Here is a 25119-nt window from a genome sequence, read left to right as displayed (position 1 = left end):
CGACAATTACATAGCGCATAGTATTTCCCCGTCTTGAGGGAGCAGTGCCTATCTCGGCATCGTTAAAATTTCAACAGAGCGAGGAAGAGCGTCCGAAATCAGGACGCGCTCAATCTTCGATTTTACCCTTGGTCAGGCCCTCAAACCATTCGCCGAAGGTTTGAGGATCCTGCTCGCCATAGCCGACATCAACGAGAAACTGCGTCGACTGCGCGATCTGGCCCGGAACCATGCCGGTGATGTAGCCGGTTGCCTCCATGATCGTGCGCGTTGCGTTCGTCGTCTCTTCGCCGGTCGCGATATCCTTCACTGCCCCGGCCGCGTTGATCACGGTCTGCACTGAGCGCTGAATAGGCGAGAGCTGATAGTCGAACCCCCGGTTCCCCGCGAGCTTGTCGTAGAGCGGCCGGGCCGCGTCGCGCACGACAGGAATTGCGCCCACCATCTGGAACAGCATGTTCTTGAACGACCAAGCCCCCCAATCCTCGTCTTCCTCCGGACCGCGGCCGGCGAGCAATTCCGAAAGCAGCGGCGGCAGGACCATCAACCACCACGCCCGGGCCATGAGCTGCGGAATGTCTCGGGCGCCAGCGCGGCGCACGTCACGCGCCAGCGTGCGTTGCCGCTGATAGACGGTCGACACATAGGAATAGAAGAGCGTCATCAGCTTGAGCGCCTGTCCCCATTGCCCCTGTCCAGTCGCGACGGCGGCGAGGTCTTTCGCCGAGGCGGAGCCCTGCGTCGAACGGATAGCCTTGTCGGCATAATAGACCGCCTGATCGTCGGTCATTCCCTCATGCAGGGCGCGGTTATACGCGCCGATCCATGTCGGGATCGTCACCATTCGATCCATGTAGCCGATGCCATGGAAGGCAAAGCGCTTGGCGGCGGTGAGCGGGTTATTCTGCCCCGCCATCTTGGCGATCGTCGATCGAATGTCGCGGTCCAGCGTGTCCATGCGGTGCCGCATCTCGCCAGACTTGGCCATCACCATATCGAAGGTCTCGACAGGACGCGCCGCGAACTGAGCGGCGCCCTGCGCGCCCCATTTCGCGCCTATAAATTCGAGGCTGTTCGAGTAGCCGGCCGCCTGCATGATGACAGTCGAAAAGCGAAAGCCCATGCCGACAACCGTCGTGTTCGAGCGCAGGCTGGACATGAAGGCGCCAATGCCCTCGTTGCCAGCGCGCTCCTGCGCATACTGGTTCGCGACATATTTCAGCCAGGGCGTGAAGGCGCGGCGATATTCCCGGCCGAGCGTCTCGTCGATGCCGCGCTTGACGCGCGGATCGCTCAAGAACTTGTGCGCCTGCATCACGGCCTCGCGGTGTGTGATGTCGTGGATCACCTCGCCAAGGTGCCGGTTGATCACGCCGAGGCTTAGCAGGATGGGACGCTCGACGCGCTCGACGCGATCTTTAGTGGATGACGCCCGCGTCGTCGCGCGCGTGTATTTCGCCGAGAACATATCGGTCGCCTTGTCGGCGTGCCGCTCGGCATTGTAATCCTTCTTGCTGTCGTAGATCGCCGGGTAGTAGCCACCGCGCAGGACGCCGTATGGCGTTTCGACCGGGATAGCCTCCACCTTGTCGGGCGCCACGCCGTTGACGCGGCGCTCCATCGCCGCGGTCGCCGGCCATAGCGTTTCGACCAGATCCCACACGTCCTGCACGAATTGCCAGTCGGACTCGCTCAGTTCACGCGTGAGCACGTCCATCACACCGGTCTCCGACCAACCGTAGCCGTCGACGAGACGCTGCCGGTTGCCCTCGTTGCCGACGTTGAGCGCCATAGCGATCAGGTGCGACCGATCGCCCTTCCATGCGTTTCCGGTTTCCCGGTTGCGAAGCTGCGGGGTCGAGATCGGTTCGGACCAGCGGCGCAAGTCCTCTTTCGACAATTTCCCGATGATGTCGCCGAGCCGCGCCTGATAATCGGCGAGCATGTCGTTCTCGCGGTCCTGCGCGTCCGCGATCGGCTTGAAGACAATACGGTTGAAGACCCCGTTGGAATTGCCCTGATCGAGCCAGTCGACGAGGGTCTCGGCCTTGAGGAGCGCGACATCAGCGCTGGCGACGCCTGCCTTCACATTGTCCCACCACGACGGCTCGAACAGGTCGCTGGGGGGCTTCTGGGGCAGGCCGCCCATGCCATCGAGCGCTTCATTCACCACGTCGTCAAAGGCGCGCTGCTCGGCATTGTCGAGAAGCGTCTGTTTCAACCGGCCGAGGTGAATGATCTGCTTCACCGCAGCGTCGAGCCCGAGGAACTCGTCAACTGACAGCCGAGACCAATGCGTCGAGCCGAGCGTGGCAGCGAAAGACGGCGGCACGGCGACGTCAACGCCGTCGGCTTCCTGTGCGCGTGCCCATTCCTCGAATTGCGCCTGGCGCTGAATATTCGCCTGCGAACGCGGTCGGAGGTCCACCTGCTCGAGAAGGCCCTGCGCACGTTCAAGATAGTCCTGATCGATTGAGGGCGACGTCCGGCGCTTCGCCACCTTCCCGAGGCGCGACAGCGCGGTCTCGATATCGTCCTGCGCCGCCTTCGCTTCAGAGACCAGCGCATTGTTGATCATCTGCTGCTGCTTGGCGCGGAATGCAGCATTACGGTCCCCGGCGATGGCGGCATCCATAGCGGCGCGGCCGGCCTTCGCCGCGGCACGCTGGTAACGCTGGATCGCGGACAGGCTTGCCACATCGTTGACGATGCCCGAACGGACGCGGTTGCGGGCCCATTCGCGGGCGACGCGGTACGGGGTCGCCGTCCGGCCTGTCGAGCGGCCGAGCACCCGCAGTTCCGCAGCCATCACCTCGCCTTGGGCGTCGTTGTGGATGACCGCGAGCGCTTCGTCTTCAATCGAGCCATCGGTGAACGGGTCGCCGTAGCGCTCGTTCATAATCCGCTCGACTTCCTGCTCAATCAGTGCGGTCCGCACCGAGCGGCTGTCGCCATTCTCGCGCATCTCTTTCCGGCTGACTTCGACCGCGAGCAGGGCATCGATCATGTCCTCAGCGGTTCCGAACCCTGCCATCTCAGCAATATCGGCCGGATTGGCGCCGCCCGACTTCACCAGCGGGGGGACGTTCGGGGGCAGGCGCGAAATCACGTCATCGCCCATGCGATCGCGCAGCCAGTCCGAATCCATCGGTGTTGCTCGCAGCGACTTGACCGCCTTGAAAACCGCCCGGTTGTCGACATCGGCCGCCACTTCTTCACGCACGACGGCGGCACGGGCCTTATGCTCCGCAGTCACGCGCGCGCGGATCGGCGCCATCACCTTCGCGAGCATCGCGTCATTCGCGGTGCGCCGGGCCGTGTCGGCGAGGTCTTGCAGCGCCGCAAATTCCTCCTTGGTCATGCCCGCTGTTTCCGCGTCGTCGAAGAGCAGCTCAATCGCTTGCTGCCGAGAGGCGGTAGCGAGCTCGTCGTCTGTCGCGAGCAGGCGATCCATCACGCCGCGAACTTCGTCCGTGAGCGGGGTGTTGAGGCGGCGGACGGACCGATAGATGTTCGTCATCCATGTCTTGAAGGTCTCGAAGACGCGCGCCAACCCCTCGACCGGCGCCTTGCCCTCCATCAGGTAGCGCTCAACGCCCCGAGCCCACATCTCATGCGCTTCTACCGGGATCGTGTCGCCCACGACGGGATGGCCATTGTCGGCAAACCACTGGGCCACGATGTCCCAGTCCGCGCGAATGCTGTCGCCTGCATCGGGATCGTAGGAATCGAACCGAAGCTCTTCGACCCAGAGGTGTCCGATTTCGTGGATCACCGTCGAAAGGTCGCGGGACTGGAAAAGCTCGATTACGGCGTTGAAGCCATCGAAGCCAGATTCGGGGAAGATGATGCGACCGCGCGGCTGGCGCTTGCTTTCGTCCATCTCGTCCTGATCGTACGAACGCCCGCCGTCTTGTTCGGCAACATAGGCATCGACCGCAGCGGTGATCTCCTTTCGCGTGGCCTGACCCGGATCGATACCCCGCTCGCGCAGGAGCCGCTCAAGCTCCGCAGCCCCGTCGGCGATCGTGTTATCGGGGGACTTGGCATAGCGTTTTGCGCCGCCCAGCTCTTCGCCGATGGCATCGAGGAGCACGCGATTGTCGATCTTGTTCTCGGTCGTTACGAGGTCGGGGAAATACCCCGCATCGATCGCCGCGCGCAGCACCATCTCATGCGACGTGTCGCGGGGGCCGCTGGACGCAAGCATCTTTCCCTGTCGCTTGTCCGTCGCCTGCAACAGCTTGCGCGTGCCCGGTTTTCCCCGGTGCCAAGTGTCTGCGCCCATAGACGCCAGATCGCCGCCCGGATCGTCGATTCCCCCGCGCTTGGCGATAAATTCAAGGAGCGACGGGCCCGCGCTTTCACCCTTTATGCCCCGCTTCATTGCGTCGATGACGCGATCAAGGCCGGTTGCCTTTTGAGCCAGCGCCACTTTTTCGGGGAGTATCTGCGCGACGGTCACCCCGGCAAACTCGTCACCTGAAACATGGCGACCGCGGCGCTCCTGTCGCGTCGCGTATCGCTGCGTCAGCAATTCGGCTTGCGTTCGAGCGATGGACGGGGTGTAGCCCGCGTTCATCAGCGTATCGGCGATGGACTGGAACAGCGTTTCGCGCCCAGTCCGGACCTCTTCCGCCACGTCTTCCAACTCGGCGACGACATCGGCCAACGCTTCCTCGAAGCTCTGCGTCTCCTTTGCCGAGATGCCCCCCGGCGAGAGGCGCATGCTGTCGCGCGTCGCGGCCCAGCCGCCCGTGCCGGCGAGCGACGACATCGCATCCGATAATGGAATGACGACATCGCCCCCCAGCGCCGACGCCTCGCTGACCTGATCGGACCACTGATCGAACGACCCGTCGTAGCCGTCGCTCTGCATGTAAGCGACGACATCCTCGGCCGGGATGTAGATGCGATCGTTCGGGCTATCCTCGGCCATCGCTTCCATCAGCGAGCGGAATGCTTCGGGATCGCGTCCGCGCACCTTTGACGCGGCAGCGGCCTCAGCAGCGGCATCGATCAGCGCCGATTCTTCCGCCGCCTGACGGCTGCGGTTGACGCGCGCCATGAGGCGTCCCCCGGCGCCAGCCGACTTTTCGATTGCGGTCACCGCACCGACGGTTCCGCCGACGCCAGCAACGGTCGCGAGCAGGGTCGAAATTGCCCGCTCCGGTCGCTCGCGCATGAAGTCGCCGAGCGACTTTTCAGGGTTGAGCGTCGTCCATTCGGACAAGTCCTGCAGAAAGGTCGCCGCCTGTTCGCCGGGAATTTCCGTCACGAGCTGCCCGAGCAGCTTTTTCCCGAGTGGCGATTTCGCGGCAATGTCGCCCAACAGGCGCGAGGCCGGCAGCTTTTCGGTCAGATACTCGATTCCGCCCTGTGTGATCGCGTAATCGAGGGCGCGATCGGGAGCGAGCCCTTTGTCTCGGGCGTCACGGTACGCGTTGCCTGCGACCGGGAGCGTCATCAGGGAGGTGGCGGCCGTGGGGCTGCGCGTGGCGAAACCGACCGCGAGCGAGGCCGCTGTGCTGGGGATGGACTCCACCCCTGACAGAAGGTCGCGTGCGATCCAGTTCGAGACCTCGGGCCGCGCCGCCGCGGCACTCGCGCGATAAGCTGCCGCCTCGCGCTGGTTCCACTGCCGATAGTCTTCGAGGATATCGAGGACTGGCGACATGATCGCCTGGTCGACGTCGCCAAGGCCGAGACGATTGATGTCGCTGTTCGGGTTGGCCCAGTTCGCGCGAGTGCGCGCAACCTCATCCTCTATCACCCCCGCCGTCAAATCGCCCAGCCCTGCGATGGTATTGAGCGCGCCCGCCTTCGCCGATGAACCGATATTCTTGATGCCCTGCCAGACTTCGCCGAGGACGCTGAGGTTGTCGCTGTCGTCAACCGCGATCGCGGCGTTTCGGGGCTCGCCTGCCCAAACCGAGAGCCCAGCGAAGCGGAGACTGGTTGATACGAAATTCTGGATTTCCTGCTGCCGCTGAAACCCCTTCGGATCGCTGTCGACGATGGGCGATGGCACGCCCAAGCTGCGCGATAGGCGGTTCGACTGCCCGATGACATCCGGCGGACCGGACAGGAGAAGCCCGGCCGAGAGGTTCTGCCCTGCATCCTCTTCCGCCAGACGGCGCGCCTCGTCGTCAAGCACGCTGCGGCGCTTGGCTCGCGGTCGCGGCCCTAGAAAATCGTCATTGTCGATGATCATCGTGTCGCCTGTCCCCGACGCGCATAGGCGTCCATGATCTGCCGGTTCGTCGGCCATTTGCCGGTAAGCTGCCGCTGCCGCTCGCCGTAGGACCGGATGAACTCGGCTGGCACATCGAACACCTCATCATCGGCGCGCATTTCGCCATGAACCTCGCCAACCGCCCAATTGAATGCCGCGCGACGCTCGGAGTCCGTCGGGAGCCGCTTCGGATCGACGTTCTTGCGCAGATAGACCAGCATGGCGTTCGCGACGCGGTTGCGGCGAAGGGCGTTGTTCCCAGCGCCGTTCAGTCTCATGTCGGGCGTGGAGAAGAAGGAGATGGCGCTGTTCACCACCCCGAGCAGCGACTTTTCTTCGGCTGGGTTGGCGCTAATCCGCGATTGCGATTTCTGCAGTTCATCGAACTCGGCCGGGGTGACCTTGTTGCGGTACTCGCGTAAATCGACGTTCAGGAACGCTTCGGGCTGCTCGATCGCCATCTTGCCCAAGATGATTGCCGTGTCGCCGTTCGCCTTCGGCGCCTCGCCGGCGAGCACGGCCCGGCGGTTTGCGTCCGCCGAATTTCGGAGCTGAACGCGGCGATCGGGCGAGAGGCGGTCGAAATTTGGGATCTGCGAGACATCGGTGAAATTATCGCCGAGCGCATCAACAGTCCCGAGCGCCGCATCCCACTCTTCATCGTCGCGGCGCTTGTCGAGCATCTCGTCACGGCGCACATGCTCATCGACTCGCTGGCGAGCACGTTCCAGTTCTTCGGGCGACCATCCTTCACGCTTTGCGCGATCTTCGAGCGAGGTATAGGCCGCCGACAAGTCCCATTTCCGCGGGGTCGACCCGCCGTCGGCCGCTGCGCCCGTCTTACGCTGAAACTTCGCCACATAGTCGCGCGTCTCGGCCGGGAGATATGCGATCCAATTTTCTGGCTCTCCAGCTTTCCGAGCGCGCGCCATCGCGCCATTTACGCCCGTTCCCTTCCGCGCGCTGCCGGGCCCGGCATTATACGCCGCAGCGGCTTTCACGGGATCGCCTCCGAATTTACGCAGCATCTCCTTATAATAGGCCTGACCCAGCGCGCGGTTATAGTCCTCGTCTTCGCGAAAGCGCTTCGGATCCCACGCCAGCCCTGCATAGCGTGCAGCTTCGGGGCCGGTACCGGGCATCACCTGCATAACCCCGATCGCGCCCGCGCTGGACGTCAGGGGCTTTCCGGCCTTGTCGAATTGCTTGCCGCCGCTCTCGTTGCTCTCGATCGCTTTGAGCTGCGAATAGAGGCTCGACGCAACGCCCGGCGTCGGCGCATCGTCGGGTCCGGAAGTGGGAACCGAACCGAGCGCGACAAGCGCTCGCTCTTCTGCGACGCGATACTGAATCGCCGGTGTCAATTTCGACTGGATCGCCTGCGCATCGTTGAAGGACAGATCGTCGCGGTATTTTTCGAAGATCGTCAAGGCACCGTCGATGTCATCGGCGCTCAGGCGACCATTGATGACCGCAGTGTGCACGCCCGAGACGAAGCGCTCTTCGGCGTCCTCGACACGCTCCTCGCTCCACCCTTGACGGTCGGCGATGCTCTGAATTTCAAGGAGGCCGCCAGCGATGTTGTCGGCATATCGATCAGGCTCCGCAAAGAGTTGAACCGCGTCCTGCTGAAACCCAGCAAGCCGCGCCTCGGACTGCTTCTGCCATTCGACATTGAGCTGGCCGGTCGCATACCGAGCGACATCGACGAGATTGTCACCGATACTCTTGTCCAAGACGTTGGTGAGCATGACGCGCTGGCGCTCATTCTGGACGCGGGTCATCGCTTCGTCCCGCATTTCGGTGAAGCGCTTTTCCACGTCTTCGCGCGCACTCCCCGCGTCGAAACCCTGCTTGTTGAAATAGGCGTCGTCACCAGTCCACAACATCTCGCGCATTTGGCTCGATGTCTCGACGGCGAGTTTCTTCACCGCCGCCTCATCATGTGTGGCCTGTATCTCGTCCCATTGGCCAGCAAGGCGGCCAAGGTTCTCGCCGCCCTGTTGAAGCGCCTGCCCTACAAAGTTGCGCGACTCCGCGTAGCGGAAGCGCGCTTCCGGCATTGGCTGAACTTGGACGGAGCGGCCGGGGGTGACGGGGACGGTGACCATAGGTTATCCCTTTGCCCCCGATCGGAACTTGGAATATTGCTGCGCACCGCCGAGTAGGGTCGTGGCCGCCCCGAACCCTGCGGCAACGAGCGCCTGCTTGCCTTCAGCTTTCGCCGCCCGCTTCTCCGATTCGATGTTCCATGCGTCGACCTGAAGGCCTTTGATGCGACGCCGCACGTTCTCGCTGATCGCGGCCGAGTCTTCGGCGCCGACCATTCGTGTGTCTGCGATCACCCGCGCTGCGCTGCCGGTGGTGATGTCGACGTTGTTTGCTGCCATGCGCGCCTCTTGCGACCCTACGCGCGCCGCAACCTCGCGGCCGAGCTGCCGCTGCTGCTCCTGACCCTGCACGATCGCGTCAGCGGCATTTTCGCGCACCAGCACCTTGTTCTGCTCGGCAACCTGCGCCTGATATCGCGACATGCGGCTCTGGTAGATGCCGGCCTGAATTTGCCCGGCGGCGGAAACGGCTGCGGCGCCAGCAGCGAGAAGAGCCGGATTACACACTGTCAGAGGCTCCCTTTCGGAAATGAACGAAGGCGATGCCGCCGACCATGATTGGCTCGCCGTGAAACTCAAAACCGATGCGGCGGAGGAAGCGGCGGGCGCGGGCGTTGTCGACAGACACGCGGTTTTCCAGAACCGGGAAGGTGCGATGCATCTCCCCAAGGATCGCAGGCGCCTTTCGGAGCATTATGCGGGCGTGATCGTATATCCGCTCGGTCCCGAGCATCCATGGGGAGCCCTTGCCAGCGAGCATGTTGATCGACGCCACGCCGAGCATCGCGTGAGGCTCGTCATCGACCATCGCGGTCAGGGCCCACAACGAAGAGTTGAGGGCGCGGCCGAGCGCTTCGGCAGGGAGCCAGCCGTCTGCAGCACTTTCCACAACGTCGGCGGCGCGCATATTCTGAGCAAGGAACGGGATATGGCTGCGATCGGACGGTACGAGCCTCATCAGCTATTTGGCTTCGACGCCATAATATAGGCCAGTGACCGTCATCGGGTAGGGCGAGGTCTGCTTGACGATAATCGTCGATTCCCGGTCGACGACCTGCGTCGGACGTGCGGGCTCGGGATAGCCTGTGAACATGACAGGTGCGCCGATTTCACCCTCCTGCCGCGTCCTGACCAGTTCCAGTTCGGTTTCCCGTCTTCCGGCCTTCACATCGAAACTCTCGACCAGTTCGACATAGATTTCGCCGGTAATCTTCTTCCTCGGCTCCGGCGGGATCGGCAGCGTTTCGATGATCGCATCATAGGCGAGCCCGACGATGACATAGGTCGCCGCGTCTTCCAGATGGATCTCGCCGCCGGCGACAACGGTGGTCAGGCTGTAGCCATCGGCCAGCACCATGACGGTCTCGCCTTCGAGATGAGCGAGGCCGAAAATCCGGGTCTGCGGTTCGTCGAACACGTAGATGCGGGAGCAGTCCAGAAACGAAGCTGTCCGATAGTCGGTCCATTTGAGGCGATCGAGATACTCGACATAGCGAACCGTCTCGCCGTTAATTTCGCGCTCCACCGTCAGGTAGACCCGGCTCTCTTCCCCTTCGGGAACACAGCAAATGTCGAGCACCTTCCCGCCGACATCCATCTCGGTCCAGCCCCAGACCTGCTGCTCCGCTTCCCATGTGAAAGCGAGAAGCACCCCGTCATTGCGCACGCACCAGATGATCGAGGCGGGCTCGGCCTGATACGCCATGCGGACGATGCGGTAATTTTCGAAGAGGTGGGGCGCGAAGATCGAAACATCGCTCGAACGATATCCGTCGATCTCGAAGGAATAGCCGATGGTGCGGAGGCCGGTTTCGACGCGGGGCTGGTAGAAGGCGACTTCCCCGACCATAAGCGGTTTCGGCCGCGCGATCCCCCGTCCGACGTGGCGCTTCGCCCCGGGCGACGGCGTTGGTACCAGCACATCGTCATTCGGGCCGACGAGCGAGAAGATGTTATCGCTCGTGCCGACCATCAGCCGGTCCATGGGGATGAAGGCCTCTATGACGTTGCTTTCGCCGGTCGAGATGGACATGGAGATGCTGTCGTTTTCCCGCTGGGGCCGAGCGAAGTCCATGTTCTCGAAGTCGGCCGTGCGCGAGGCGAAGACAGCATTCGGGTTCGACGTCGTGCGGCCAAACCACAACCGCTGCTCCCAAAAGCCGAGCCGGGCCGGGTATTTCCCTGTCCCGTTGAAGGGAGAATAGGCCTCGATCGGAGCGTCCGCATAGTCGGGCTGAAAGCCATCATCAGTGAATGACAGGCCCTCTGTCTCCCCAATGAAGCCGTAGCTGCCGCTTTCGTGCGCCTTGTAGACGCGATAGTAATCCGCGGTCCCGGCCGGGGCGACCCACGAGATGGTAGTGTAATTCCGGGGCAGCTCAGTGTCGTTGGTCGCTGCGTCCGGCGTCGAGCCGCGGCTTTCCTGCCCGTCCGAATTTACAGCCGACACGATATAGGAATAGCTCTGCGGGAAGTAGGAATCGCCCGAGTTTGCGGAGTCGGTGTTCGCCACCGTCGCGACCGCCGAGACCGCCGTCGGCGGCGCGATGCCAGGCGAGAAGCTCACCTCGCTATAGGACCAGTCGGCATGATCAGCTCGGACCAGCTTCGAGACCGGATAATATTCGTGAGCCAGATAGATGGTGTCGAACGACTGAGCGAAATCAAGGTCGACGAGTTCGGCGCCGTTGTAGGGCGTCGACATCTTGTAGAGGGGATAAACCGCCATTGCCGAAACTCGATCCTATTGGAGGTTATTCTGCCAGCGCCAGCCGCCGCCACCTCCGCCACCGCCCGGCGGGACGGTGGGAGCGGGCGTGGGCGCCGGGGTCGGGGCCGGTACCGGTGGCGCGGGCGGGGGAGGCGCGGGCGGCGCAACACGCACATCGCCGTCATCGGACACGAAGGCGCCGAAGCCAGTCGTGTTGATGCCGATGCTGAAATTGTCGTCGTTGATGACGGTCGCCGTGACCACACGTCCGTCCAGCTCCGGCATGCCCTCGATTCCCGATATGAAGACCTCTTGCCCGGTCGTCAGGCCGTGGAATGGTGCGGTGACAACGCCGGGATTGGCATTGGTGATCGCCGTAATGCCAAAGCCTTCCGACAGGACGGCGCCCCCCAGCGCGAGAGGGCGCATCGTGGCCTGCCCCATAAGCAGCGCGTAGCTTTGCCCCGGCGAATAGGTGAACGGCAAAAGGCGGGTTTCGTCATCATCAGCCGGGAGCTTATAGACGAAACGCGTTCCCGGCCGCTTGCGCACGCCGCCATATTTGAGGAGCGTGACGTTCTTCAGGCGCCGGGCGCCGGCCGACCACGCTTCCACATCGCGGCGCGACTGGACGACGGGCGAGAAGATACCGCGCGTGAAATTGCGCTTGCTGACTATGGCCACACGACACTCCCATATCCATAGGCGCCGCGGGCAATGACCGCCTCGGGCACAAATTCCTTACGGCGGCGCGGAAAGCGGTTGAGGTCGTCCGCGATGGCTTGGTTCAAGGCGGCGCGGGCCGTCTGTTGCTTGACCAGCCACTCTTGTGTGTCGGCCTTTTCGCCAAGGATCGGGCGGTAGATGCGGGCCGCGAGGGTGCGGATCACAGCCTGCGCGAACAGCGGATGCCACTTGTTCGGCTCGACCGCATCGAGCGAATATTCAAGGATTGCGGCCTCGAGGTTGGTATAGAGCTTGTTGTCGGCCAGCGCGTAATCGATCTGCTCATACCCAGCGGCAGGGCCTGGCCAATATAGCATCGGCGTGACGACGATTCCGGGGACCGAGGACGCGTTCGCATCGCGAACGAGCACGATCGGTGAGACGATCTCGTCGGGCAGCGAATATGCATAGCCCCACTCGCCAGAGCGATCATTCGGTACGACGGCGAGCGGCGAGCGGCGCTTGCAGAACGACCAGTCATGCATCCCGATCAGATCCGCGACCACGCCGTTGAGATGACGATTGCACTCGCGAGCCTCGGCTGCGCTGTCATCGATGCCAACGATCGGGTGAGCAGGAAGGTCGGAAATTGCCTCGTTGCAAATCTGGACGATGTTTCGGGCCATCAGTTCATCCGGTAGATTGAGACGGGGATCGAATATGTCGCTCCGATGCCGAGAGCCGGGACGAAATAGCCAATGCTCACATTGCCAGCCGACGAAGGGTATGCGTTGATCACTTCGCAGCCGGCGCTCGGTGCACCATTGGGCACTGCGATGAGCTTGTCGGACAAGGCAACACCGGCGAGCGCCTTTGTGACGCGCTTCATGCCGAGGGAAAGCGAAACCAGCAGGGTTTCGGTGATCGTGACATTGCCGATGAACGTTGCGGCGGCCGGGCCAGTCGCACCGAGGATGCCTGCGTCGCCCTTGTCGCCCTTCTGGCCGGAATCGCCGCGAGGCCCGGGCGTAAGCTGGATCGTATCAATTCGACCGTTCACCGCGGCCAGCGCTTGCTCCACCGCGCTGGGCATGCCCATCTGCGACGACGGTACTTTGCCGGAATTATCGAGCGTCGCTACCCCGCGCGCCGCCCCCTTCTCCGTCATCGGGATCGAGCCGCTGTTGACCATGACAGTCACGCGCTTCTGGGAGCGGTTGGAGCCGCGAGGATGGTTCGCCGACCGGGCCATTGCGCTGAATTACGCCGCGCGGCATCGGCACTCAAAAAGAAGGGGCCGGGATTGCTCCCAGCCCCTTCCCGCCCCAGAGAGTTTGATCAGCCGCGGATCGCAGCCAGGCGAGCCGCGATGGCTTCCTTCACCGCGACGCGTGCGGGGCCGCGCCGGGCAATTTCAGCTTGCTCGATGGCGCCAATGTGAGCATCGACCGAGCCAGACACGATGGCCGCGACGATTTCGTCAGTGCCCTGCTTGAGGAAGTCCGTCACATTCAGTCGAGCCGGATCGCCGGTCGCAATGTCGGCGGTCGTCACGGCTTCGTTGACAGTAGCGCCGCCGATTGGGCGGAACAGATAGCGCCGCTCGATACGACGCTTGATCAGTTCGCCATCGCCGTTCTCCACCTCGACTTCGACGATGCGCGACTTCTCGTCGCTCACCTCGTCCTCGGGAACATCCTGCACGATCTGGCCCGGCGCGTAGAGGACGCTATCGCGAAAGACGGGGCGGGGGCCTCGGACAATCGCATCGACAGTTTTTACCTTCGTCATCGTTCAGCTCCTATCAAACGTAGCCGGTTTCCTGCGCCGGGAACACGGTATCGTCCGTGTCGCGCAGAATGCCGCCAAAAACGGTGCCGGCAGTGTGCGTGCCGACGGTGACGAACTGGAAGCCGAGATAACGCTTCGTCGTGCGGGGGACCGCCGTACGGAGCAATGTCTTGCCCTTCTTCAGGTTCGCTTCCGCGATCACGCCGGACGACGCCAGCACTGTCGGGCTCGACAGGTCGGCATTGTCGCTCTCGACGAAATTCACGTTGAGGCTTGTGCCATCCGCGAAGTCCGTCGTGACCTGGCACGCCACCTGCAATTCCCGGTTGGTGTTGATGTTGAACGGCGCGGAGCCCGCGTCGTATTTGTCGGTGGAATACTGCGTTCCCGTCGTAACCGCTTGGTTCTTCGAGAAAATCAGTTCGCGATCGTACATGGCCATTTCGATATCCCCTTTCCGGATCAGATGGCGGCTTCGTCGACCGACAGCGCGTCGGTGCGGAGAATCGGAACCTCGCCGAAGTGCAGCATCTTCTTGCCGGCACTTTCATCCCATGAGAGGTACGGATTCTTGTCGTTGAGAAGCTGCTGGCGCAGCATCGAGCGCATCTGGCGATCCATGATGAAAGCCGCCTGATGGCCTTCGGCGCTCAGGCCGTCGACACGCTCGACCGCATCCGCCATCAGCATTTGCAGACGCTTGCCGCCGCTGACCGCCAGCTCCGAACGGTCGATCGAGCCAATGCGGACCACCTTGCGGGGATCCTTGACCGACAGGCCGCAGTGGAGGTTGAACTGGTCGACGAGGGCAAGGAACTGCTTGCCGTCGGCATCGTCCCAATAGACGCCGGTGTCGACGCCATCGTCCTGCTTCTCCGTGCCCTTGGTCACGTCGAGATGGCTGATGCCCGCCTTCGTGCCCTTGGGATAGATGCCCATCACGCCCTGCGGGCCAGTGACGACCAGCCAGATCGAACCGTTGTCCGTGCCCGAGCCGCCAGCATCGATGAGCTGATCGCCCACAGAGCTGTTAACATCATTGAAGCGCGGAGAGAGGCCAGTGAACTCCTGCGGCGATGCTGCGGCGTTGCCGAAAAACATCGTCGTGCAGAATGCCTGCGTCAGCGCTTCGAAGAATGCCGACGCTTCGGTCAGGCGATATTCGCCGACATCGCCGTGAGCCTTCGCCAGTTCGCGATCGACAGCCGACTTGCCTTCCAGCAGCGCGGCGCCTTCGTCGATCTGAGCGACGCGGCTCTTCGACGCATCCGTGCCCTGATTGTAGCCGCGGTAGGTGACCGTCGGCAGGCCGGTGCGGACAGTCGTGCGCTCGCCGGTCGGCAGGTTGCCTTCCTTCCAGCGCAGCCATGCAAAGACCTCGTTGGTTTGTGCGAGCCATTCGCCGATGGACGCGATCTTGCCGTCAGGATCGATACGCGCCGTCAGGTCGGCGATGGTGTGCAGTTTTTGACCGAGAACAGCCATTTTCTATTACCCCTTTCTTCTAACCGTAAAATTTCTGGGCTTCCGAGCGTTCGGCCTTTTCGGCCTCGGCAGCGGGAGTACTGGCCTCCGAAAGCGCGCGCCCGGCGCCGGCGATGACGCGGGTCAGCAGCGGGTGATTCCCGAGACCGCTTTCGTTGAGGAATGTGGAGAACTCGGAGCGAGCCGCAGCATCCGGGATGAACCGGGCGATGGCCTTTGCGGCATACGCCTGGCTCTCTCTGAGCTTGGCTCCGCCGACTTCCGGATCGGCCTGCAAGTCGCGCGCGAGGTCGGCGCTGAGGGTGGCCGCAGCAGTGTCCATCGCCTTGGCAGCGCGCTCTTCGATTTTCGGTGCGATCTTGCTGGCGAACAGGCCGACGATGCTTTCGGCGCCCTTCTGGCTCAGATTGAGGGTCTTGAGATCATCCTGCACGAGTTCGAACATTTCGGCGTCGAACTCGACGCCTTCGGGCATCGTGAAGGCCGCGACGTCATAAGCCTCGGGCGCGCCGATGATCGAATCCGCAGCCTCATCACCGGATTTGTCGTCGCCGTTCGCCTTGTCGGCATCACCCTTGTCGCCGTCGGTTACGTCCGTCTTGTCCGCCGTGTCTTCGGCGGCGGTATCTTCGGCCGCCGCGGCGTCGCCAAGCGCCGTAGTCGCCGGAGGATCAGCGGCAGGGGCGGTCGTATCATCGGTGTGCTCGTCCGGAGAGCGCATCAGGCGGCCCATCTGGCGCTCGATCGGCGACAGCCGCGAGCCCGACAGCAAACGGATGCGGGTGGATCGGTGGTTATTCAGGATGTTCTTGATCGTCATGTCTTGCTCCTTTCGGGGGTGTGAGTTGCTTCCCGGCCTCGATCGCCAATGCGATGACGTCGTGAGGCTCCGCAGGCGTTGCGGAAAACCAACCGAGAACTTCCAACCCCAAGGAGCGCTTGCCTTCGTGGAAAAGGCGCTGTTGCTCTTCGCGAGTGAAACGGGTGATACCGCTCGCCCTATAAAACTCAAAAATGAAGCGCCGGAACGCGTCTTGCTTGAGGAGCCATTCGCAGTCGGCGCGCCATTGAGCGTTACTCATCAGAAGCTCTCCGAAGCGTTGGACATCTCAGCGATATTGAGCGCGGCGGCCGTGGCATCCTTGGCGGGCTGGGCCATCTGAGCCATCTGCGCCATTTGCTGTTCCTGCGCGCGCTGAGCGCGAATCTGCTCAACCGATGCATCGTCGCGGATTGCCTTCGCCGGCATGTTCGCGCGCTCGGCATAGTCATCGACGATCGCATCCGGGTTGATCTTGTCGAGCACCTGCGGACCAAAGATTGAGCCGAGAGAACCGACGAAACCGACGACACGCTCGGTAATCTGCAAGCCCTGCATCTTCTGCGCCATCGCAAGGACCGAAACGAACTCGACCTTAAGCTCGCGGCCCTGCAACTCTTCCGGCGCGGGCGGTATCAGGTCGCCGCGGCGGGCGATGCCGATCATGCGAGCGACGGCGATCGGCAACATGTCATCGTTCACAGTTTCGACGGCGGGACCGATCTGGGTCAGCCGCTCTTCGTCGCGACGGAACAGTTCCTCCACGTTGCGGGGCTGCACGCCTGGCATGTTCGTGATGGCGAAGAAAAGGTCCGCTAAGGCGAGGCGGTCGATAGTGTCGTGGAGCCGGAGGATCTTTTTCTCGGCCCATTGCAGCGCCATCGGATTGACTTCGTATATCGGCTTCGCTGCCTGAACATCGCTCATGTCCGCGACATGCGTGTGGGCGCCGGGTCGCATATCGAGATTGTGCGCGCCGCCGACTGTCGGAGGCTTGGCCAGAAGATCGAACATATTCTGCTCGCGCAGGTTGATCAGGGCCAGCTCGCGCATGTCCGCGAGGCAATCGTGCCCCAGACCGCGGCCATAGTGCGTGGGACTGCTGTCGCCCGCATCCCATCGCGGCGCCCAGAACGGCTGCTCGCTATAGCGCTTCGCTTCCAGCATCGCGGTCTGGCGCTGATCGTTGTGATCCCAGATGACCGAGTCCCACGCATCGTTCGCGCCGGGCTCAATCAATTGTTTGCACTGGACGATGGCGGAATAGTCGGAGTTGTCCCACTTCCGTTTCACCGTGTCGGAGACGGTGGACCAGTCATATGTCCCGCCCGGCCGCCCGACGAAGCGCTGTACCACCTGACTTACGGTCATCGGGCAATTGCGCACCAGCGTGTCGACGTTGAACGCATCGTTGAGGCCGAGCCAGTAGCTGCCGATCCCGAGACTGAGGCAGGGCGCTACCTCGATCGGGTGCTCGGTCATGATCCCGGCCGCCGGGCCGAAGCGTGCCATCGACCCATAATTCTGGCGCGCGACATAGTAGAAATTCGAGGCGTCGAAGAGCGCGTAGATGACCGACTGAAACTCATCGAGCCATTCGCGTGCGACCTGATATTCGTTCAGTTCGGTATCGACGAACTTGAACTCGATCCACGGCCGGTTCGGCGACGAAAGGCCAGAGTACATGCCATTTCGTACGGTGCGGAAGGCAAGGATGGGGTGGCTGTCGAGAAGATGCCGAAGCTTTGGCCGCTCTTTTCCCTGAGCATCCGTCATAAGCCCGGGCACCGATCCGTAGCCGGAATAATCGGCGATGCTGTACCAGTCGCTTTCGGCGTCACGGCGAGCTGCCTTGAGATCCTTGGAGACCTTCTCAGCGTGCTCGCGGCGCGATTTTTCGCCTGCGGGAGCATTCTTCGGCTTGGATTTGAGGCTCAGCGTTTCACGCATCGGGGGCATGCTCTTTCCCGCAACGAGCGCACTTCACCTTGCCCTCCTGCGGTTCGGGAGTTTGCTGGCGCTGGCCACACTCGCAATCGAAGCGAAGATAGGGCTTGCCGCGGATGTCGATACGGTCAGCCACCGAGGGTCGAGGTCGTCATCGGTGCGTTGAGCGACGGAGCGGCACGCGTCATCAGCGCCGCGTAACCCCGACGGCGACGCATCGGATCGTCGATCGCTGCGGATTTGTACTCGGGCTCTTTCATCGCCTGGCGCTGGGCCGGTGGCGGCGGAACCTTGGGAGCTTTCGGCATGCACATGCGAGCGGTCACCTTTCGCAGGCGACGCTATTTCAGCCGATATCGGCACTCAAAATCGGACGACACGCTCGCCGCTGTTCTCGATGAAGCAGTTCTCGATGCGCACTCCGACGGCACGAGACTGCTTCTCGCGCCATTCGTCAGGGGTGGTATCGGACAGCGGCCCCTCGGGGTGCAGCCAGAACGCAGACGGACCTTCGAGCCAGAGCGCGGTCGCATAGGCATCTGCCCGGCCCGTTACCGCCACGCCGTCGTGGCCGTCGATCATCGCGGACCGTTTCGTCTCCGCGGCGATCGGTCGAACATATGGGGTCGCGCCGCACATCAGGCGAGATCCTTATAGGGATCATATGATCGTCGAGCATGGCTCTCCGGCCGATATTCGCGCTGCTCCACGGCCGGACATTTGCGACAGAGCCGAATCTGCTCCACTCCCGCCTTATCCTTGTCCCGCCAGTCGCCGAAGGAATGGAGGCCTATCTGACAATGCTCGTTCATCGGTGAAGATCCGCATAGGGGTCGTGTCGCGTCCGGCTCAGCGCCTTGGTCAAGGCCTTCACGACCTCGGTTTTGATCGTGTCGATATTCGCCATCACCACCGCATCGCCTTCATCAGGCGATCGGCCGAGTTCGGACTTCATCTCATCCTTGGAACGCACCTTAACCTTGGTTCGCTTCTCACCCTTGATCGGGGTCCAGCGGTAGGCGCAGAGATCGGCCTTGAGCGTTGGTCGGGGCGGCAGAGCGATAGGGACAGGACTGGCCGGGTCAAGCGCCTCGCGCATGCGCCACACCTGCTCGGATCGGAGATTGAAGAACTCGAATTGGCCGTCAGCCGATCGCTCGCTCGAGCCGCGCGACCAGTCGACGCCGACAACCTGAATTTGATCCTCGTGCAGCGCATTGTAGGTCGCGAGGCCCCCGCCGAGCAGGTCCACATGCACCGGGGCGCGGTCGCGGCGATGCTGGATGACCTTCGCGGCGCCGACGCGGCCGGCCGTCTCTTTCGGTATCTCATGGCCGGGAATAATGACCAGATCGTCGAACCATGCACCGTAGCGGGGCGAGATGACGAAATTATCGCGGCCACCCCACGCGGGGTCGACGCCCATACTGTCCATTTCGCCTTTGCCGTTCGGGCGGGGCTCCCAGCGATCCATCGCAGCCTGCACCCAATCAGTCGGGATGACCTGCCACTCATCATCCTCGACGCCGGCCGAGAAGTTCCCGTCGAGCATCTGCGAGCGGAGCGGCTCGGGCAGCATCTGCAGGGTTTGGATATAGCCCGAGCGGACGTAGAAATAATTGTCCTTGGTCCGCGAGGGGATGAATGTGCGCGATATGGGCGTGATGATCTTTTCGATGGGGAACTCGCGCGGATCGTAATCATAGAGCGGTTCGCCGCGGAACAGGACGAACGGCCGGCCGTCGGGACATTCATAATCCTCGTTGCCATTGACCGTCGTGAACCAGCGCAGTTCGCCAGGCGCGGCGGGGTTCGGGTGCTGGTCATTGAGCCACGGTCCGAAGAACTTGATCACCCAGCGCCCCGCCGTCGTGGTCGGCGGGTTCATAGTCATCAGGACGCGACAGCGTTGGGCGGGCGCCTTGGAACGCGTCCAGCCCATCGTGAAGCGGACCTGCGATTCGCGCTGCTCCGTCACCTCGTCATAGAATTTTCCGTCGTGGGCGCGGCCCTGCGCCTTCTGGTGATCGCTGGCATCGGCGAGGCCGTAAAACTCGATCAATCGGGGGATATTGGCGACCGTCGTTTTCCAGACGGATTTCTGCGAATTGTACCCCGTATTGCCGCCAAGGATTTCGTTCAGGCGTTGGATGATGCCCTCGGTCTGCGATTTCTCGTGTCGGAAGATCGCGGAGCGTTGATGCTCGGTGAGCGAGAGACCGGCGATCAGGTCCGTCTTGCCGCCGCCCGCCGCACCGCCATACCCGGTGATGAATGCGAGGCTGTCGGCCGCCTCTGATTGGCGGCCGAGCTGCGCGCGCCAGATGTGGTGCGACAGATCGTGATCGAGCAGACGCCGAATCTCTTCGCGCTCTTCCGGCGTCGCAGCTTCCCACAGCGCTTCGAGATATGCTGGATCAGCCTGCGGCGTCATCGTCGCCATCGCCGGCCCTCCGCTTTTCAATGCCAGCGAAGATCGACGCGAGCCGCACGGCGACATCCGTGCTTTCCATCTCGATCCTTTCGCCGTCACTGGTCACGTCCAGTTTCGGCCCGTACTTGCGCGGCGCGATCATCTGCGCCCGCTTGATGCGGGTTTCGATCATCAGTTTGCGGTGGCCGAGCATGTCCTCGGTCCGCACCTCGTCATACTCGTTGCCATCCTTGTCGAGTTTGCGGGTGACGATCTGGCCCTGCATCGGCGTATCAGCGATCGACAGCGCTTCATCCATATGGACCTCGACGCCCATTTCTCGGGCGCGCGCGAGATTATCCCGCAACTTCACATCGTCCATGTGCCATCGCCAGAAGGTCGACGGTGACGGGAGTGTCGGATCCTCTTTCAGGACGACATCAAGAGCTTTGCCCGCAGCGACCCCGGCGAGAATAACCGGGATCGCCTTTTCGCGGTCCAGTGCCTTTGTCGCGCGCTTGGCCCGCGGCGCAGCCTTCTTCGGTTTAGGAGGGCTTGCCATCGCCCACCTTCGCAAGCGCAGACTGCACTTTCTCCCCAATATCGGCGAATTTGCGATTGCTCCATGTCTGGAACTCAGCGGCGAGCCGCCTTAGCCAATCCTCATACAATTCGCCCGGGCTGGGAGCGGGGACGGAAAATTCGGCCGCGGGCCGCTTCTCATCGGGGACTTCGCCGAACTTCGACGCATTCACCCGGCCTGCATAATCTTCGAAGATCGAATCGCCGCCTTCAATTACAGCCACAGCCGCCGCGAACTCGCCCTCGGCATAGGCGGGCGCATGCGGCACGCGCGCGAGCATGTCGGGATCGACGTCGACGACGACGGGGACCGGGCCTTTCAGCGGCGCAAAAGCCAACCCCGTCTTGCGATAGACGGCCGGGATATATTCCCAGCCCTGCGCAACAAGAACGTCGTGAGCCTCGCGGCGCATCATCTCGGCAATGTTCATCTCGCTCATATTTCAATCCTTTCACACGCAGCAACGCCGCACTCAAAATCGCGGGTAGTGATCGCACCCCAGATCGCGACGGACGCCGCAGCGGGGGCAGGGCGAGCGGTCAACGGTGATCGGCAACGCAGGAAAATCCCGGCGGCGCTTCGCCCTCTGCCTTTCGAGCTGCTCGGCGGCAGCGGCGCGCACGCGCGCCTTGTGCTCGCCCTTCCCGATGCCGCGCGGATGCGCCTGCATCGCGTCCCGCAGCCGGTGGGCCGTGTCGATCGTCAGGCGGCGATGTTTGATGCGGACGCAATGCCGTGTCGATGCATTGACGCGCGCCGCGGTGATCAACCGATTATAATTCGTCCCCGTCCGCCGCAGCCAAGCGTCGACATCATCGATCACCTGTCGGCTCTCGGCCTCGCTCAGCAGGTGTTGCTCGTGTCTCATTGGCCCGCACTCCGAACGAACGCCGGCTGCGGCCCGACGCAGCGCGCGACCAACACCGAACCCGCGCAGACGCAGATCAGCGTGAACAGGAACGTGGCGCGCGCCGACCGGCGCCAGCGATAGGCGCGATGCGCGCGCAAAGGCGACGGCGCGCTCATTAGTCCAACACTCCGGTTTCGATGAGGCGCAGGCGGATCGCCTCGCGCTCTGCCTCGGGGATATCTCGCTGCGATTGGTACGAAGGCGCGGCTTCGGCGGCCTGCCGTTCGGCGAGCATGGCGAGATGCTTTTTGTTGAGGGCGCCCCCAATCACATGGAACCAGCCGGAATGCTTTTCGGGCTTGTCTGCGATCCAGTCGTCCAGCGTGCCAAGATAGGCGTTCAAATCGAGTATCGCGTGGTAGCGCTGCTGCCACTTGTCGAAATCGCGCTTGTTGAGACGGATAACCTCGCCCTCGAAGGCGTACCGGGAATCGGGCTGATCGAGCTCGGCCTGACCATCTGCAAATAGGCCATCCCCCTGAGGATGAATTTTTAATTCATCCATATCTGGCTTCTGGCCTCTGATATGGCTTGAGCCACCCTTAAGCCCTGTCTCCTCGCTTCCACTGTTTTCATTAGTTTTTTTCGCCAATTCTTTCTTCTTTTTTGCGCCCTTCTTTCCGGATTTTGATAAGGTTTCTGACTGTTTTTCGGACTTTTCCAACTCGTCGAGCGCCCGAAAATTCATGATCCGGCCGTCGTCGTCGAGCGCGATTTTCTCCTGATCGATGAGCGACTGGCGCAGCTTCCGCCACTTGCCCATCGTGCAGTTCATCGCCCCAGCGAGGTAGCGTTCATTGTCGGGGATCGAGCCGCCGGTATCGTAGATCATGTCGAGCAGCGTCTGGTATGCGCCGCGTTCCTCGAGCGAGAGCGGCCGGAAACCCGTCAAGGCATCGCTATGGTAGCGCTTATGCCACGGCCGGACGCTCATCCGCGTGGCGCCCCGCGCATGGCCTGGTACTCGCGTAGGAAGCGCGCTGTGATGCTCATCCCATAGGCGCCGTTACGCCGCTTCCCGATGATGAACTCAATCTTGTCCTTGAGGGCGTCGCAGTCGGCTTGCCAGTCGATGATGGCGTTTAGGAAATCCTTCGACCCTCGCTGCGGCTGCTTTTGAAGATGGTAGGTATATTCCGAGTACAGCAGGATGATCTTGTCGGCGTCCTGTTCAAGGGAGCCGGACTCCCGCAGGTCTTTCGGTTGCGGCTTCGGCGGGTCGCGGTTCTCCACCGCGCGGCTGAGCTGCGACAATGCAAAGACGCCGACATCTTCGGACATCGCCAACTGCTTGAGGCCGCGGCTGATCTCGCTGATTTCTGCCTGCCGGTTTTCGTCCCGCGACTTCTTGCTACCCGACATGAGCTGAAGATAGTCCACGATCACCAAGCGCAGCGGCACGCCGCGCTTTTCGAATATGCGCTTCCAACGGCGCACACGCCGGCGCATCTCGACGACCGTCAATGTGCCGATCGGGACAATCTGGAACGGGACCTTGCGCAATTCATCGCGGATCGCACGAACCCGCTTCCGCTCGTCCTCGTCAAGCTCGCCGCTCTCGACACGCTGATAGAGCAACGGGTACGAATATGCGGCGGTATCGGTGATAAGGCGCCCGCCGACTTGCAGCGCAGACATCTCATGGCTGAAAAACAGCACGCCGCCGCCGTCTGAATCGTTGGGATCGAGCGCCTTGCGCGCGACGCCGTTGCCATATGAAATGGCGAGCGCGGTCTTTCCTGATCCCGGCCGTCCGGCACCGAGAATGAACTCGGTCGGCTTGATCTTGCCGATTGCCTCGTCCAGTTCCGGGATGCAACCGCAGCGAACACCGGCCGCGGGGCGATCCCATTCCGCCATAACCTCGTCGACGCATTCGGCGGCACTATAGGCCTGCTTGTCTCCATGATCGGCGCCGGTGATCGAGCCGAGCCTTTGTTCGGCGTCGTCGACCAGAGCGCGCGGATCGATACTCTCGCTCGTGTCCAGCGCGCGATCTACGATTTCCCGGCCGACGGCGACCAGTTCGCGCATGACCGCGAGATCGAATATCTGTTGCGCGAAGGATCGGAAGCCGATGATTCCGGCGCCGCTGCCGGTCAGTTGCGCGAGATAGCCGACGCCGCCCACCGCCTTCATCGCCTCGTCGGCTTCGAAATAGGGCTTGAGCGTGACGCCAGTCACCGTCTTCCCGGCCGCGATGTCATTCACCGTCTGGGTGAAGATGCGACCATGCAGCGGTTCATAGAAATGGTCGGCGCCCAACGGCACCGGGATTTCATCGGCAAGCCGATTGTCGATCAGCAGCGCGCCGAGGAATGCCGCCTCGGCCTCGATATTATAGGGCAGCTTGATTTCGTTCACGACGCGCGCACCCCGCCACTACCGGTGCGTCGGCGCCTCCCCCGCATGGCGGTCACTCCGCAGCGGCAGGGACGGGGGTAGCGAAGTGCGCCAGCATGTCAGCCGCCGCAGGGGGGATGGTGCCCCCCGGCCAGTTGGCGGGCGAAGAAAACCATTCCAGCACCGCCTCGAAGCTGTCGAGCGTGCAGGTTTTGCCGTCGCGCAGTCGCTGGAAGAAGCGACCTTGGTTCAGGACGATGGTCGAAACCCGGGCGAGGGACTTGCCGCCGTGCATGTTGATCTCGTCGGTATAGGCGTCGGCCACCGATAGGAGGGCGTTTCTGAGGTTCGTCATTCTGTCCCGATACGGCATTTTAACCGCACTTGGAAGGCATAATTGACGCATGATTTATTCACGAATGTGCGGCATAGATGACGCATGAGCGAAACCACTGATCTTGCGAACCGCATTGCCGAGCGCCTGACGCTACTCGGCATGTCCCCCCGCGATGCGTCCATGCGCGCGTGCGACCAACCCGATGTCATAAGGAATATCTCCGAAAAGGGTTCGATCCCTTCGGCTTTCCGATTGCTAAAGCTCGCGCAAGTCCTTGAGACAACGGTGGGCTGGCTGCTTGGCGAGGTAAGCCAGGCGCCCGCCGACAATGACGATGACGTCGAAATTCAGCAATGGGATGTCTCTTACGGCATGGGCGGCGGCGGCTTCCTCGATCTTCCCACGACCGGAGAGACACACAAGTTCTCGCGCTCGTGGTTGCGGCAATTCACCTCGGCCCCGCCGGAGAAGGTTTTCCTCGCCGATTCAACGGGCGATTCAATGTTTCCGACGATCCTCAATGCCGACATGGTGATGATCGACACGACGCAGCGCGAGGTTCGCATGGCCGATCGCATCTGGGCGGCGGCGTTCGGGCAGGTCGGCATCATCAAGCGGCTTCGGCCTTCCCCTGACGGCAGCGTCAAAATACTTTCGGACAATCAGGCCGTGCCGCCGGACACCGCCTATGACGGCGAGCTATTCGTGGTCGGCCGCGTTGTTGCGATAGTCCGAAAAATGTAAGTTGTTAACTATTCCAACATCTTA

General features: G+C 62.4%; 24 protein-coding genes. 2 read left to right on the top strand and 22 right to left on the bottom strand.

From position 1 onward, the window contains the following. Positions 1–109: 109 nt before the first annotated feature. The 19 genes from LH19_RS20515 to LH19_RS20430 form a co-directional block, all read right to left on the bottom strand. Complete coding sequence (locus tag LH19_RS20515; protein WP_054731629.1) at positions 110–6214, bottom strand: hypothetical protein; 6105 nt, start codon at positions 6212–6214, stop codon at positions 110–112. Then, entirely contained in the window at positions 6211–8346 is a 2136-nt protein-coding gene (locus LH19_RS20510) for a transglycosylase SLT domain-containing protein (RefSeq protein ID WP_082395960.1), read from the bottom strand. The genes LH19_RS20515 and LH19_RS20510 overlap by 4 nt, the downstream gene beginning before the upstream one ends. A 3-nt stretch (positions 8347–8349) precedes the next feature. Next, entirely contained in the window at positions 8350–8925 is a 576-nt protein-coding gene (locus LH19_RS20505) for a hypothetical protein (protein WP_145923543.1), read from the bottom strand. After that, positions 8846–9304, bottom strand: coding sequence for a hypothetical protein (locus LH19_RS20500; protein WP_054731626.1), 459 nt, complete (start codon positions 9302–9304; stop codon positions 8846–8848). The genes LH19_RS20505 and LH19_RS20500 overlap by 80 nt, the downstream gene beginning before the upstream one ends. A 3-nt stretch (positions 9305–9307) precedes the next feature. Next, complete coding sequence (locus LH19_RS20495) at positions 9308–11074, bottom strand: hypothetical protein (protein ID WP_054731625.1); 1767 nt, start codon at positions 11072–11074, stop codon at positions 9308–9310. Positions 11075–11089: 15 nt separating this feature from the next. Beyond that, a complete protein-coding gene (locus tag LH19_RS20490) occupies positions 11090–11740 on the bottom strand; it encodes a ubiquitin-activating E1 FCCH domain-containing protein (protein WP_054731624.1) in 651 nt (216 codons plus the stop codon). After that, complete coding sequence (locus tag LH19_RS20485) at positions 11731–12408, bottom strand: hypothetical protein (protein WP_054731623.1); 678 nt, start codon at positions 12406–12408, stop codon at positions 11731–11733. Before LH19_RS20485 ends, LH19_RS20490 begins: the two co-directional genes overlap by 10 nt. Then, on the bottom strand, positions 12408–12914 hold the full coding sequence (locus LH19_RS20480; RefSeq protein ID WP_145923542.1) for a hypothetical protein: 507 nt from the start codon (positions 12912–12914) through the stop codon (positions 12408–12410). The genes LH19_RS20485 and LH19_RS20480 overlap by 1 nt, the downstream gene beginning before the upstream one ends. A gap of 146 nt (positions 12915–13060) precedes the next feature. Further along, positions 13061–13513, bottom strand: coding sequence for a hypothetical protein (locus LH19_RS20475; RefSeq protein ID WP_054731621.1), 453 nt, complete (start codon positions 13511–13513; stop codon positions 13061–13063). 13 nt (positions 13514–13526) lie between these two features. Then, the gene (locus LH19_RS20470) at positions 13527–13955 is read right to left on the bottom strand and encodes a Bbp16 family capsid cement protein (RefSeq protein WP_145923541.1); all 429 of its coding nucleotides are present in this window, start codon (positions 13953–13955) and stop codon (positions 13527–13529) included. 20 nt (positions 13956–13975) lie between these two features. Beyond that, on the bottom strand, positions 13976–14998 hold the full coding sequence (locus LH19_RS20465) for a major capsid protein (protein WP_054731619.1): 1023 nt from the start codon (positions 14996–14998) through the stop codon (positions 13976–13978). Positions 14999–15017: 19 nt separating this feature from the next. After that, positions 15018–15818: a hypothetical protein gene (locus LH19_RS20460; protein ID WP_145923540.1), complete on the bottom strand. Its 801-nt coding sequence runs from the start codon at positions 15816–15818 to the stop codon at positions 15018–15020. Then, the gene (locus tag LH19_RS20455; protein WP_054731617.1) at positions 15793–16080 is read right to left on the bottom strand and encodes a hypothetical protein; all 288 of its coding nucleotides are present in this window, start codon (positions 16078–16080) and stop codon (positions 15793–15795) included. Before LH19_RS20455 ends, LH19_RS20460 begins: the two co-directional genes overlap by 26 nt. Next, positions 16080–17768, bottom strand: a complete 1689-nt coding sequence (locus tag LH19_RS20450) for a portal protein (RefSeq protein WP_054731616.1) — start codon at positions 17766–17768, stop codon at positions 16080–16082. Before LH19_RS20450 ends, LH19_RS20455 begins: the two co-directional genes overlap by 1 nt. Positions 17769–17893: 125 nt before the next feature. After that, a complete protein-coding gene (locus LH19_RS29680) occupies positions 17894–18025 on the bottom strand; it encodes a hypothetical protein (RefSeq protein ID WP_257720440.1) in 132 nt (43 codons plus the stop codon). Between the two features lie 103 nt (positions 18026–18128). Then, complete coding sequence (locus LH19_RS20445; protein ID WP_054731615.1) at positions 18129–18404, bottom strand: hypothetical protein; 276 nt, start codon at positions 18402–18404, stop codon at positions 18129–18131. A gap of 169 nt (positions 18405–18573) precedes the next feature. Further along, positions 18574–20208, bottom strand: coding sequence for a terminase (locus LH19_RS20440; protein WP_201258386.1), 1635 nt, complete (start codon positions 20206–20208; stop codon positions 18574–18576). Further along, positions 20183–20740 (bottom strand): terminase small subunit-like protein, encoded by a 558-nt coding sequence (locus LH19_RS20435; protein WP_062913001.1) that lies wholly within the window; start codon positions 20738–20740, stop codon positions 20183–20185. Before LH19_RS20435 ends, LH19_RS20440 begins: the two co-directional genes overlap by 26 nt. Further along, positions 20724–21200, bottom strand: a complete 477-nt coding sequence (locus LH19_RS20430; protein WP_054731613.1) for a hypothetical protein — start codon at positions 21198–21200, stop codon at positions 20724–20726. The genes LH19_RS20435 and LH19_RS20430 overlap by 17 nt, the downstream gene beginning before the upstream one ends. 48 nt (positions 21201–21248) lie before the next feature. Here LH19_RS20430 and LH19_RS28815 point away from each other — a divergent pair, with 48 nt between their 5' ends. Beyond that, positions 21249–21752: a hypothetical protein gene (locus LH19_RS28815; RefSeq protein ID WP_145923539.1), complete on the top strand. Its 504-nt coding sequence runs from the start codon at positions 21249–21251 to the stop codon at positions 21750–21752. Between the two features lie 34 nt (positions 21753–21786). Here LH19_RS28815 and LH19_RS20420 read toward each other — a convergent pair whose 3' ends face one another. From LH19_RS20420 to LH19_RS20410, 3 genes are read right to left on the bottom strand one after another with little or no spacing between them, the layout of a single operon-like run. Continuing rightward, the gene (locus LH19_RS20420; RefSeq protein WP_054731611.1) at positions 21787–22605 is read right to left on the bottom strand and encodes a DUF1376 domain-containing protein; all 819 of its coding nucleotides are present in this window, start codon (positions 22603–22605) and stop codon (positions 21787–21789) included. Then, on the bottom strand, positions 22602–24035 hold the full coding sequence (locus tag LH19_RS20415) for a DnaB-like helicase C-terminal domain-containing protein (RefSeq protein WP_054731610.1): 1434 nt from the start codon (positions 24033–24035) through the stop codon (positions 22602–22604). Before LH19_RS20415 ends, LH19_RS20420 begins: the two co-directional genes overlap by 4 nt. A 52-nt stretch (positions 24036–24087) precedes the next feature. Then, positions 24088–24369: a hypothetical protein gene (locus tag LH19_RS20410; RefSeq protein WP_054731609.1), complete on the bottom strand. Its 282-nt coding sequence runs from the start codon at positions 24367–24369 to the stop codon at positions 24088–24090. An 84-nt stretch (positions 24370–24453) separates the two neighbouring features. Between LH19_RS20410 and LH19_RS20405 the strand changes: the two genes are divergently transcribed. Beyond that, positions 24454–25095 (top strand): XRE family transcriptional regulator, encoded by a 642-nt coding sequence (locus LH19_RS20405; protein ID WP_054731608.1) that lies wholly within the window; start codon positions 24454–24456, stop codon positions 25093–25095. Positions 25096–25119: the final 24 nt, after the last annotated feature.

Source organism: Sphingopyxis macrogoltabida (assembly GCF_001314325.1).
Taxonomy (GTDB): Bacteria; Pseudomonadota; Alphaproteobacteria; order Sphingomonadales; family Sphingomonadaceae; genus Sphingopyxis; species Sphingopyxis macrogoltabida.
Note: the sequence above shows the minus strand (reverse complement) of the source record. Positions and strands in the feature narration are given on the sequence as shown.